Genomic DNA, 13,907 nt, shown 5'->3' with positions numbered 1-13,907 from the left:
GTGGCCATCGACGGCGATCACCTCGCTTATGTGATCTACACCTCCGGCTCCACCGGCAAGCCCAAGGGCGTGACCCTTCGTCATGCCGCCCTGAGCAACCACATGGCGTGGATGCAGGGTTGCCTGAAACTGACGGCCGCCGACCGCGTCCTGCAAAAAACCGCGATCAGTTTCGATGCCTCGGTCTGGGAGTTCTGGCTGCCGTTGATGAGTGGCGCGCAACTGGTGCTCGCCAGCCCGCACCTGAACCTCGACCTGACCACCCTCTGGGCCGACGTGGCGCGGTGGCGCATCAGCGTGCTGCAAATGGCGCCCTCGCTGTTGCAGGCCTTGCTGCCACTGGCGACCCGCGCGCAACTGGCCTCCCTGCGCCTGCTGCTGTGCGGTGGCGAAGCCCTCAGCGTGCACCTGTCGCGCCAGGTCATGGCGCTGTTCGATGGCGAACTGCGCAACCTGTATGGCCCGACCGAAGCGACCATCGACACCAGCAGCCATGCGGTGGTGCGCGGCAGCGAAGACGACGCCGAGCGGATCATCGCCATTGGCCGTCCCATCGATAACGTGCGCACCTACGTGCTGGACGCGGCGCTACAGCCTTGCGCCGTGGGCGCCGTCGGCGAGTTGCACATCGCCGGTGATTCCCTGGCCCGTGGTTACCACCAACGACCGGCACTGAGCGCCGAGCGCTTCATTCCCGATCCGTTCGCGCCAGCCCCGGGCGGCCGCCTGTATCGCACCGGTGACCTGGCCCGTTATGGCGCCGACGGGGTGATCGAGTACCTCGGCCGGATCGACCATCAGGTGAAGATCCGTGGCCTGCGTATCGAGTTGGGGGAAATCGAAGCGCGCCTGCAGGCCGATGCCGATGTGCGCGATGCGGTGGTGCTGGCGCGGGACGACGTGAGCGGGCCGAACCTGGTGGCCTATCTGGTCGGCCAGGACAGTCCTCTCGACCAGGGCAGCCTGGGCGAACGGCTCAAGGCGCGACTGGCGGCCCAGGTGCCGGACTTCATGGTGCCGACCCATTGGGTGTTCCTCGACCGCTTGCCGCTGACCCCCAACGGCAAGCTCGATCGCAAGGCCTTGCCGGCACCGGACACCCGTGCCCTGCAACCGGCATACCTGGCCCCGCAGAGCGACCTCGAATGCCGGGTCGCGGCCATCTGGCAAGACGTGCTCAAGGTCGAGCAGGTCGGGCTGGGTGACGATTTCTTCGAGCTGGGCGGGCATTCGCTGCTGGTGGTGAGCGTGGTCTCGCGCCTGCAACTGGAACTGGGCCTGACCTTGACCCCGCAACTGATTTTCCAATTCCCGGTACTCGGCGCGTTCGTGGCGCAACTCGAGCCTGCCGGCGAACCCATGAGTACGTCGAAATTGAGCAAGCTTGAAGCGCTGCTCGATGAATTTGAGGAGGTTTGATGGACACCGCTGTCGCACAACGTATTGCCAGGCGCTTCATAACGCTGCCGCTGGAAAAACGTCGCTTGTACTTGCAGAAAATGCTCGAAGAGAACGTTTCCCCGGCGAACCTGCCGATCCCGCCTGTCAGTGCCGAGTTCGACACACTGTCATTGTCGTTTGCCCAGGAACGCCAATGGTTCCTCTGGCAGTTGGACCCCGAGAGCGCGGCCTACCACATGCCCACGGCCCTGCGCTTGCGCGGGCCGCTGGACATCGTTGCGCTTGAACAGAGTTTCACCGCGTTGGTGGCCCGGCACGAGAGCCTGCGCACCACCTTCCAGCCCCATGGCGAGCAGGTCGTGCAGCAGGTGCACGCGGCGGCGCCAGTGCGTTTGCAGGCAGACACCCTGGAACCGTTGCCGGACGAGACGCAGCTGCGCCAGTTGATCGAAGGGGAAACCCGCCAGCTCTTCGACCTGCAACAGGGGCCGCTGCTGCGCACGCGCCTGCTGCGGTTGGCGGCGGATGATCATGTGCTGATCGTGACCTTGCACCACATCGTGGCCGATGGCTGGTCGATGCAGGTGATGGTCGAGGAACTGGTCAACGGCTACGCCGCCTTCAGCCAGGGCCACGCGCCGCAATTGCCGGCGCTGCCGATCCAGTACACCGACTACGCCATCTGGCAGCGGCACTGGATGGAAGCGGGCGAGCGCGAGCGTCAGTTGGCATACTGGACCGCACGCCTGGGCGGCCAGCAACCGGTGCTGGAACTGCCGACCGACTTCCCGCGTCCGGCGGTGATGAGCTATCGCGGCGCGCGGCTGGAACTGGCCATCGACGCGGTACTGGTCGGCGATCTCAAACACATGGCCCAACGCGAAGGCGTCAGCCTGTTCATGCTCCTGCTGGCCTCGTTCCAGGCGCTGCTGCACCGCTACAGCGGCCAGAACGACATCCGCGTCGGCGTACCGACGGCCAACCGCAACCGGGTCGAGACCGAGGGCCTGATTGGCTTTTTCGTCAACACCCAGGTACTCGACAGCGATGTCCAGGGCCAGGATTCGTTCGGTGCCTTGCTGCAGCAAGTCAAGCATTCGGCCCTGGGCGCCCAGGCCCATCAGGACCTGCCGTTCGAGCAACTGGTCGAGGCCCTGCAACCCGAGCGCAACCTGAGCCACAGTCCGCTGTTCCAAGTGATGTTCAACCACCGGACCCAAGGCCCGGCGGGCGAGGGGCCGGTCGGTGCATTGAAAGTCGAGGAACTGCGCTGGGATTCGCATACGGCGCAATTCGACCTGACCCTGGAAACCGTGGAGCACAGTGAAGGGCTTTCGGCAGGGCTGATCTATGCCACCGACCTGTTTGGCGCCGAGACAATCGCGCGCCTGGCCGGGCATTGGCAGAACCTGTTGCGGGCGATCGTGGCCGACCCGACGCAGCGCATCGGAGAATTGCCGTTGCTCGACGCGGCCGAGCGCCAGGCCCAGCTCGACAACGGCCAGCGCCCTCCGTCGCCGGCGCCCGAGGCGGGTTTTGTTCATCAACTGTTCGAAAGACAAGCGGCGCGCACCCCGGACGCCCCGGCGCTGGTCATCGACGGTGAGCGCTGGAGCTACGGCCAACTCAATGCCCGGGCCAATCAGTTGGCGGGCAAGCTGCAGAGCCTCGGCGTGGGCCCGGATGTCCTGGTGGGCATCGCCGTGGAACGCAGCGCGCACATGCTGGTGGGCCTGCTGGCGATCCTCAAGGCCGGCGGCGCCTACCTGCCGCTGGACCCGGCGTTCCCCCAGGAGCGCCTGGCCTACATGATCGAAGACAGCGGCATCGAGCTGCTGTTGACCCAAAGTTCGCTGCTCGACCAGTTATTGCTGTCCTGTGGGAGCGAGCTTGCTCGCGATGGCGGTGGTTCAATCAATGATGATGTCGAGTGTGCCGACGCTATCGCGAGCAAGCTCGCTCCCACAGGGTTCGGTGGTGGTGTGAATACGTTGGTGTTGGACCAGGAGGGTGACTGGCTCGACGGCTATGCCTGCGACGCGCCGGCGCCGCGCCTGGACCCGGAGCACCTGGCCTACGCGATCTACACCTCCGGCTCCACCGGCAAGCCCAAGGGTGTGATGGTGCGCCACGGCGCGCTGACCAACTTCGTCGCGAGCATGGCCCAGGCACCGGGCATGACGGCCCAGGACCGGGCGTTGTCGCTGACCACGTTCTCGTTCGATATTTTCGGCCTGGAAATCTACGTGCCGCTGATGGTCGGCGCGTGCATCGTGCTGACCGGCCCGCACGTCGCCCAGGACCCGTACGCGGTGCTGGCGCTGATCGCGGCCGAGCAGGTCAACGTGGTGCAGGCCACGCCGTCGACCTGGCGCATGTTGCTGGACAACGAGCACGCCCAGAGTTTGCGCGGCTGCAAGTGCCTGTGCGGTGGCGAGGCGCTGCCCCAGGAACTGGCCGTGCGCATGCTCGCCCTTGGCGGTGAAGTGTGGAACCTCTACGGCCCGACGGAAACCACCATCTGGTCGGCCTTGCACCCGTTGCAAACCCAGGCCGCGCAACCCTGGCTGGGCGGGCCCATCGACAACACGGCGCTGTACATCGTTGGCGCCGACCTGATGCCGGTGCCCTATGGCGTGGCCGGTGAATTGCTGATCGGCGGCCAGGGGCTGGCCCGTGGTTATTTCCAGCGTCCGGCGCTGACCGCCGAACGTTTCGTGCCCCATCCGTTTGTCGCCGGCGAGCGCCTGTATCGCACCGGTGACCTGGCGCGCCAGCGGGCCGACGGCATCCTCGAATACCTCGGGCGCATCGACCATCAAGTGAAGATTCGCGGGTTTCGCATCGAACTGGGCGAAATCGAAGCGCGCCTGCTGGAACAGGACAGCGTGCGCGAAGCGGCGGTGCTGGCCCAGGAGGCACCGGGCGGCCAAGCGCTGGTGGCGTACATCGTTCCAACCGCCGAACTGAATGACCTGGATGCCGCCGCCCAGGGCGCCCTGCGCGACAACCTCACGGCCCAGCTCAAGGTCAACCTGCCCGACTACATGGTGCCGGCGCACATGGTGGTGTTGCCACGCTTCCCGCTGACACCCAACGGCAAGCTGGATCGCAAGCAGTTGCCCAAGCCCGATGCCAGCCAGTGGCAGAAAACCTATGTCGCGCCGCAAACACCCGTGCAGCAGGCGGTGGCGACGATCTGGGCCGATATCCTCAAGGTGCCGCGGGTGGGCCTGGACGACAATTTCTTCGAACTGGGCGGCCATTCCTTGCTCGCCACCCAGGTGATGTCGCGGATTCGCCAGCAACTGAATATCCAGGTGCCGTTGCGCCTGTTGTTCGCCCATAACAGCCTGCGGGCGTTTGTCGAGGCCATGGGCACGGCATCGGCGCACGATGAACCGGGTATCCCACGCATTCCTCGCGACCAGCCGCTGGCGCTCTCGTTCGCCCAGCAACGGCAGTGGTTTCTCTGGCAACTGGACCCCACCAGCAGCGCCTACCACATTCCGGCGGCCCTGCGTTTGCGCGGCGCCCTCGACCGTGCGGCGCTGCAACAGAGCTTCGATGCACTGGTGGCGCGTCACGAGAGCCTGCGTACCCGCTTCGTGCTCGACCATGAGCGTCCCGTGCAAGTGATCGACGAACCAGCGCCGCTGGCCCTGGCGGTGGAATCGCTCGAAGCCGGCGTCGATGAACATGCCTTGCGCGGCTTGATCGAAGCCGAAACCCGGCAACCGTTCGATTTGCAGCACGGTCCGTTGCTGCGGGTCAAGTGGCTGCAACTGGGCGCCGAGGACCATGTGCTGATCCTGACCCAGCACCACATCGTGTCCGATGCCTGGTCGATGCAGATCATGGTCGACGACCTGCTGCAGTTGTACGCAGGCTTCAGCCAGGGCCAGCCCGTGGCGCTGGCGCCGCTGCCAATCCAGTACGCCGACTACGGCCACTGGCAGCGGCAGTGGCTGGCGGCGGGGGAGCAGCAGCGTCAACTCGACTACTGGATCGAGCAGTTGGGCGGCGAGCAGCCGATTCTCGAACTGCCGACCGACCATCCGCGCCCGGCCCAGCAAAGCTATCGTGGCGCACGGTTGCCCATCGTCATCGAACCGGCCCTGGCCGAAGGCCTCAAGCGCTTGGCCCAGCAGCACAACAGCACGCTGTTCATGCTCTTGCTGGCCGGCTTCCAGACCTTGCTGCACCGCTACAGCGGCCAGGACGACATCCGCGTCGGCGTGCCGATCGCCAACCGTAACCGGGTGGAAACCGAGCGTCTGCTGGGCTTCTTCGTCAACACCCAGGTGCTCAAGGCCGACATCGACGGCAACCTGCGATTCGACCAGTTGCTCGATCAGGTCAAGCAACGGGCCCTCGGCGCCCAGGCCCATCAGGACCTGCCGTTCGAACAACTGGTGGAGCGGCTGGAACCGGCGCGCAACCTGAGCCACACGCCACTGTTCCAGGTGATGTTCAACCATGCCAGCGATGCCCGCCGTGACCTGTCGGCGTTGCCGGGCTTGAGCCTGGAGCAACTGACCTGGGACTCGGGCACTGCCCAGTTCGACCTGACCCTGGACACCTTCGAGTACGCCGATGGCCTCAGCGCCGCGCTGACTTACGCCAGCGACCTGTTCGAACCGAGCACCATCGCCCGCCTGGGTGAGCACTGGCTGAACCTGTTGCGCGCCATCGTCGCCAACCCGACCCAGCGCATCGCCGAGTTGCCGATGCTGGACAGGGCGCAGCGGCGCCTGATCGTCGAGGACTGGAACCGCACCTACGCCGACTACCCAAACCATCTCCCGGTCCATCATTTGATCGAAGCCCAGGTCGAGCGCGACCCTCACGCCGAGGCGCTGGTGTTCGAAGGGCAGTCGCTGAGCTATGCCCAGCTCAACAACCGCGCCAACCGGTTGGCCCACGCCTTGATCGAGCGCGGCGTCGGCCCGGATGTGCTGGTGGGCATCTCGGTGCCGCGCAGTGTGGAAATGGTGGTCGGGCTACTGGCGATCCTCAAGACCGGTGGCGCCTACGTGCCACTGGACCCGGAATACCCACCGGAACGCCTGGCCTACATGATCGAGGACAGCGGCATTGAGTTGCTGCTGACCTGTGGGAGCGAGCTTGCTCGCGATAGCGGTGGTTCAGTCAATATTGATGTTGAAGGTGAGGGCCTCATCGCGAGCAAGCTCGCTCCCACAGGAGGGGACCGTGTCACCACGTTGCTGCTGGATGGGGACGACGACTGGCTGCGTGACCATGCCACCGACAATCCGCCTGCCCGGGCCGTCGCCCAGAACCTGGCCTATGTGATCTACACCTCCGGCTCCACCGGCAAGCCCAAGGGCGCCGGCAACAGCCATGGCGCACTGACCAACCGTTTGTGCTGGATGCAACAGGCCTATGGCCTGGAGGCCGGCGACAGTGTCTTGCAGAAGACGCCGTTCAGTTTCGACGTGTCGGTCTGGGAGTTCTTCTGGCCGTTGATGACCGGCGTGCGCCTGGTCGTCGCGGCACCGGGCGATCATCGCGATCCGCAGAAGCTGGTCAGCCTGATCGAACGGGAAAACATCACCACCCTGCATTTCGTGCCGTCGATGCTGCAGGCGTTCGTGCTGGATGCCAACGTCAGCCGTTGCACCCGCCTGACCCGCATCGTCTGCAGCGGCGAAGCCCTGCCGGTGGATGCCCAGCAGCAGGTGTTCGCCAAGTTGCCCAATGCCCGGCTGTATAACCTGTACGGCCCGACCGAAGCGGCCATCGACGTGACCCATTGGACCTGCCGCGACGAAGGGCGCGATGCGGTGCCGATTGGCGAGCCGATTGCCAACCTGATGACGTACATCCTCGACGATGAACTGAACCCGGTGCCGAGCGGCGTCAACGGCGAGCTGTACCTCAGTGGCCAGGGCCTGGCCCGCGGTTATCACCGCCGTCCCGAACTGACTGCCGAGCGTTTCGTCGCCAGCCCGTTCGTGGCCGGCGAGCGGCTGTACCGCACCGGTGACCTGGCGCGCTATCGCCCGGACGGTGTGATCGACTATGTCGGTCGGATCGACCACCAGGTGAAGGTCCGCGGGTTCCGCATCGAATTGGGTGAGATCGAAGCGCGCCTGCTTGAACAGGCGGCGGTGCGAGAAGCGGTGGTGGTGGCCCAGGACAGCCGCAGCGGCAAGGTGCTGAGCGGCTACGTGGTGGCCCAGGCCGGTGACGCCAGCGACTGGCCGCTGTTGCGCGAAGCGCTGCTGGCCCATTTGCGCTTGAACCTGCCGGAGCACATGGTGCCGACGCACCTGACCCGCCTGGAACACATGCCGCTGAGCCCGAACGGCAAACTCGACCGCAAGGCGCTGCCGGCACCCGACCTGGCCGAGCGCCAGGAAGCCTTCACGGCACCGGTCAACGCCATCGAGCGGGCACTGGTGGACATCTGGCAAGGGGTGCTTGGCGTCGAGCGGGTAGGCACCGCCGATAACTTCTTCGCCTTGGGCGGCGACTCGATCAACTCGATCCAGGTGGTCAGCCGGGCGCGTGCCCAAGGCATCGGCCTGACCCCCAAGGACCTGTTCCTGCACCAGAACATCCAGGCCCTGGCGCGGGTCGCCACGGCGGCCGACGAAGGCGTGATCGACCAAGGCCCGGTCACCGGCGACAGCCTGCTGGTGCCGATGCAGCATTGGTTCTTCGCCAGTGATATCCCGCACCGCGACCACTGGAACCAATCGGTCCTGCTGACCCCGCGCGAACCCTTGGACATCGCCCACCTGCAACAGGCCCTCCAGCACGTGGTGGCCCATCACGATGCCCTGCGCCTGCGGTTCACCGAGGCCGACGATGGCCGCTGGCACGCCAGCCATCGGGCCGTGGATAAGCAGCCGCTGGAGATCTGGCAGCGCACCGCGCAGGACGCCGCCGAGATCATCGCCATCGCCGACCAGGCCCAACGCAGCCTGGACCTGCAACACGGCCCATTGTTGCGTTGCAGCCTGATCGCGGTGCAGGACGGCAGTTCGCGCCTGCACCTGGCGATTCATCACCTGGTCATGGACGGCGTGTCGTGGCGGGTGCTGCTGGAAGACCTGCAAAACGTCTACCGCCAACTGCGGGCGAACCAGGCGCCGGCCTTGCCGGGCAAATCCACGGCGTTCAAGGCCTGGGCCGCTCAGTTGCAGGACTACGCCCACAGCGAAGCCCTGAACAAGGAACTGGATTACTGGGTCGGGCAACTGGACCAGCCCCTGCCGCCGCTGCCACGGGCCCGTCCCGAGGGCAGCCAGGCCGCGGCCCATGGCCGTTCGGTGAGCACACGCCTGGATGCCACCCAGACCCAGCGTTTGCTCAAGCAGGCGCCGACGGCCTATCGCACCCAGGTCAACGATTTGCTGCTCAGCGCCCTGGCGCAAGTGGTCTGCGAGTGGACTGGGCAACCGGCCTGCCTGGTGCAGCTCGAAGGCCATGGCCGCGAAGAGTTGTTCGACGGCATCGACCTGAGCCGCACCGTCGGTTGGTTCACCAGCCTGTTCCCGGTGTTGCTGACGCCGGCCAGCGACCCCGCCGAGTCGATCAAGCGGATCAAGGAACAACTGCGGGCGGTGCCGAACAAGGGCCTGGGCTATGGCGTCCTGCGTTACCTCGGTGAGCCGGTGGTGCAACAGCGCCTGGCAAAACTGCCGCAGGCCCGGATCACCTTCAACTACCTGGGACAGTTCGACCAGAGTTTCGATGAACAGGCGCTGTTCGTACCGAGCGAGGAGGGCAGTGGCGCCGGGCATGGCGATGACGTGGCCCTGGGCAACTGGCTGACCATCGACGGGCGGATCTTCAACGGCCAGTTGACCCTCGACTGGACCTTCAGTGACGATGTTTTCGACGCGGCCACGCTCCAGTCGTTGGCCGATGCCTACGCCGTGGCGTTGCAACAACTGATCGATCACTGCTGCACCGACGGGCGCCTGGGCCTGACACCTTCCGACTTCCCGCTGGCGCGCCTGAGCCAGGCGCAACTCAATGGCCTGCCGGTGCCCGTGGCGCAGGTGGAGGACATCTATCCGCTGTCGCCGATGCAGGACGGCATGCTGTTCCACACCCTGGCCGACGACAGCTCCGGCTTGTACATCAACCAGATCAGCCTGCCGGTGCATGGCCTGGACACCGAGCGTTTTGCCCGGGCCTGGACGTCGGTGATCGAGCGCGAGGACATCCTGCGCACCAGTTTCCACTGGCAGGATGGCTTGAGCGCGCCGGTGCAAATCGTCCATCGCCACGTCGAGTTGCCGTTGCAGATTGAAGACTGGCGTGGACAGGACATCAGCGAGCAGGCGATCAGCGCCCGGGCGACCGCCGACTACCTGGCCGGTTTCGACCTGGGCCGCGCGCCTTTGCAACGGGTGTTGTTGCTGCGCCTGGAAGACGATCGCTACCAGATGATCTGGACCTGCCATCACATCCTCATGGACGGCTGGAGCAGTTCGCGGTTGTTCGGTGAGGTGTTGCAGTTCTACGCCCATGGGCAGGTGCCCAGCCGCAATGGTCGCTACCGCGAGTTCATCGAATGGCTGCAACGCCAGGACCAGGGCGCGCTGGAGCGCTTCTGGCGCAGCCGCCTCGACACCTTGGAACAGGCGACTTCCCTCAACCAGGCGATGTTCCCGCGGCATGTCGAGGCACTGCCGGGGCACGAGGCGCTGTATTCGCGCTGGGACGTGGCACAGACCGCTCGCCTGCAACAGGCCTGCCGCGCCTTGCAGATCACACCCAATACCTTGATCCAAGGGGCGTGGCTGCTGTTGTTGCAACGTTTCACCGGGCAGAACACCGTGGTCTTCGGCGCCACCGTCGCCGGGCGTCCGGCGGGGCTGGTCAACGCCGACAACATCCTCGGCCTGTTCATCAACACCTTGCCGGTGATCCAGACCCTGGACCCCGAGCAGCCGCTGGATCAATGGCTGCAACAGTTGCAGGCCTACAACCTGGACCTGCGTGAGCATGCCCATGCGCCACTGGCGGACATCCAGCGCTGGTCGGGCCTGGGCGGGCAGGGTTTGTTCGACAGCATCATCGTGTTCGAGAACTACCCCATCGACGAACGCCTGGGCGACCAGCGGGACACCGGCCTGAGCTTCGGCGAGTCACGCAATCATGACGTGACCAACTTCCCGATGGACTTGGCGGTCAACCTGGGTGAAACGCTGTCCATCGAGTACCTGTTCCTGCGCAACGCCTTCAGCGTCGACGCGGTGGAGCGAATCCGCCGCACCCTGGAAGACACCCTGGAAGCGATGATCGATGCGCCCCACGTGTGCCTGGGCAACCTGCAGCGCTTGTCGCTGGAACAGTGGCAGGCCTTCGCACACTGGAGCGCGGCACCGAACGGCAGCTATCAGGCGCAGTTGTTGCCGGAGCTGATTGGCCGGCATGCCCAGTCGCGTCCGCAGGCCACGGCGCTGGTGTGTGGCGACGACTCGCTGGACTATGGCGAACTGGAGCGCCGGGCCAACCGCCTGGCCCACCGCTTGATCGAGCTCGGCGCCGGCCCGGAAGTGGTGGTCGGCGTGGCCCTGGAGCGGTCGGTGGACATGGTCGTGGCGCTGCTGGCGGTGATGAAAAGCGGTTCGGCGTATGTGCCGCTGGACATCGATTATCCACCCGAACGCCTGGCGTTCATGATCGAAGATTCGGCCATGGCGCTGTTGCTGACCCATAGCCGGGTGCAGGCGCGCCTGCCGGAACTCGACGGTCTGGCGCGCCTGGCCATCGACGGTTTCGACAGCCGTGGCTACAGCGACTTGCCGCCCCACAGTGGTTTGCTCGGCGGCAACCTGGCCTACCTGATCTACACCTCGGGCTCCACCGGTCGCCCCAAAGGCGTTGCCGTGGCGCACGGGCCGATGAGCATGCATTGCCAGGCCATCGCCGGGCTGTATGACATGGACGAACACACCCGCGAACTGCATTTCATGTCGTTCGCCTTCGACGGCGCCCATGAGCGCTGGCTGAGCACGCTGTTCAGCGGCGGCACCCTGGTGATTCGCGACGGCGCGCTGTGGACGCCGGAGCAGACCTTCGACGCCTTGCACCGCCACGGCATTACCATCGCCTGCTTCCCGCCGGCCTACCTCAAGCAACTGGCCGAATACGCCGCCAACAGCCAGTTGGCACCGCCGCCGGTGCGGGTGTACTGCTTCGGCGGCGATGCGGTGCCGGATCAGACCTTCGAGCAAGTGAAGGCGGCGCTGCGTCCGCACTTCTTCACCAACGGCTACGGCCCGACTGAAACCGTGGTCACGCCGATGCTGTGGAAGGTGCCGGCCAGCGAACGTTGCGAAGCCGCCTACGCGCCGATCGGGCGTGCGGTGGGGGAGCGCGCCTTGTATGTACTGGACGACAACCTCAACCCGTTGCCGCCGGGCATTGCCGGCGAGTTGTACATCGGTGGCGCGGGCATCGCCCGTGGTTATCACCGTCGCCCGGACCTGAGTGCCGAGCGCTTCGTGCCGGATCCGTTCGGCCAGCCGGGCGATCGCCTGTACCGCAGCGGCGACCTGGTACGCCAGCGCGTCGATGGGGTGCTCGATTACGTCGGCCGTATCGACCACCAGATCAAGGTGCGGGGTTTCCGCATTGAACTGGGGGAAGTGGAGGCCAGCCTGCGGCAACTGGACGAGGTCAGCGATGCGTTGGTGATCGCCCGCGACAGTGCCTCGGGCAAGCAACTGATCGGCTACGTGGTCACCCCCGACGGCGTGGCCATCGGCGATCGGCTCAAGGCCGAGCTGCGGGCGCAATTGCCGGATTACATGGTGCCGGCCCAGGTCATCTGCTTGGAGGCGTTGCCGGTCACCCCCAACGGCAAACTCGATCGCCAAGCCTTGCCGGAGCCGGAATTCAAGGGCGCCGAGTATGTGTCGGGGCGTAACCGCGATGAGCAATTGCTGGCCGAAATCTGGGCCGAGGTGTTGCAAGTCGAACGGGTGGGCATCACCGACAATTTCTTCGAGTTGGGGGGGGATTCGATCCTCAGCCTGCAAGTGGTCTCGCGGGTGCGCAACCATGGGGAGCTGAAGATGGAGCTCAAGCTGCGGGACCTGATGCGCGGCCAGACCATCGAGGCGATTTTCGACCAGCGTTCGAACACGCATGCCGTGACCGTCGAGGACGTGACCCAGGTGGCCGCCGAAGGGCAGTTCAACCTGATTCCGATCCAGCAGTGGTGGTTCGACCAGCGCATGAGCGAACCCCATCATTACAACCAGGCGTTGATGCTGCGGGCTCGCCAGGGGTTGAACCTGACGGCACTGGAATTGGCCTTGCGCGGCATGATGCAGCAGCACGATGCCTTGCGCCTGCGCTTCAGTGAGGTCGGCGGGCATCACCTGCAGCATTACCAGGCGCTGGAGGAGGTGCAGGCCCAGTGGGCCAACGAGCCTTTGCTGTGGCAGCGCAGCGTGGCCGATGAAGCCGAGCTGGAGTTGTATGCCGAGCAGGTGCAACGTAGTCTTGATGTGCACAACGGGCCGGTGTGGCGCACGGCGCATGTGACCCTGGGCAGCGGTGAAATTCGCGTGCTGATGGTGATTCATCACCTGGTGATCGACACCGTGTCGTGGCGTTTGCTGCTGCAGGATTTGCAGACGGCTTATGCGGCCTACAGCGACGGCCAGACGCCGAACCTGCCGATTCGCACCAGCAGCTACCGGGCCTGGGCCGAGGGCCTGCAAGCCTATGCGCGGGACTATCCGGCGCAGGAAAAAGCCTGGTGGCTGGAGCAGATCGACCAGCCGGGCAGCGAGTTGCCGTGTGACAACCTGCGGGGCAAGAATCAGGTGCAGTACCAGTCGGTGGCGCATTTGAGCCTGTCGGAGCAGCACACCCAGCAGTTGCTCAAACAGGTGCCGGCGGCCTACCAGACGCAGATCAACGACGTGTTGCTGGCGGCGCTGAGCCGGGTCTTGTGCCGCTGGAGCCAGCAGCCGTCGGTGCTGATCCAACTGGAGGGGCATGGTCGCGAGGACCTGGTCAAGGACATCGACCTGAGCCGCAGCCTGGGCTGGTTCACTAGCATGTTCCCGGTGCGCCTGACCCCGAGCCATGAAGCCGACATCGGCACATCGGTGCGGGCGGTGCAACGGCAGTTGGCCGCCGTGCCGAACAAGGGATTGGGCTATGGCGTGTTGCGCTACATGAGTGGCGAGCCGATGGCCGCCACCCTGGGTCGCGCGCCCCAGGCACGGGTGACGTTCAACTACCTGGGGCAGTTCGACCAGAGCTTCGACGACAAGGCGTTGCTGGTGCCGGCGGCGGAAAGCTACGGCAGCTGCTACAGCCCCCATGCCGCGCTGGGCAACTGGCTGGAAGTGGTGGGGCAGGTGTACGACGGGCGGCTGGCGCTGCGCTGCATCTTCAGTACCCGCCGCTACCGTGCCGAGACCGTCGAGGGCTTGATGCGCGCCTACCAGGAGGAACTCGAAGCGTTGATCGAACACTGCGTGGCGCAGGCGGCTTAA

The 13,907-nt window shown here is 65.5% G+C and carries 2 protein-coding genes (1 of these 2 only partly in view); both read left to right on the top strand.

Translation table 11 applies throughout. The features are described from left to right. Positions 1 to 1,419 carry the 3' portion of a non-ribosomal peptide synthetase gene (locus tag BM321_RS14495; RefSeq protein WP_092442937.1) on the top strand. Its footprint begins 6,483 nt before the window's first position, so only the last 1,419 of its 7,902 coding nucleotides appear in the window; its start codon lies off the left edge, out of view; the stop codon is at positions 1,417 to 1,419. Next, on the top strand, positions 1,419 to 13,907 hold the full coding sequence (locus BM321_RS14490; protein ID WP_092442936.1) for a non-ribosomal peptide synthase/polyketide synthase: 12,489 nt from the start codon (positions 1,419 to 1,421) through the stop codon (positions 13,905 to 13,907). The genes BM321_RS14495 and BM321_RS14490 overlap by 1 nt, the downstream gene beginning before the upstream one ends.

The sequence above is a fragment of the Pseudomonas sp. NFIX10 genome, assembly GCF_900111955.1.
Lineage (GTDB): Bacteria > Pseudomonadota > Gammaproteobacteria > Pseudomonadales > Pseudomonadaceae > Aquipseudomonas > Aquipseudomonas fluorescens_AA.
The sequence above is the reverse complement of the archived record's forward strand: the minus strand, read 5'-3'. Positions and strand labels throughout refer to the sequence as shown.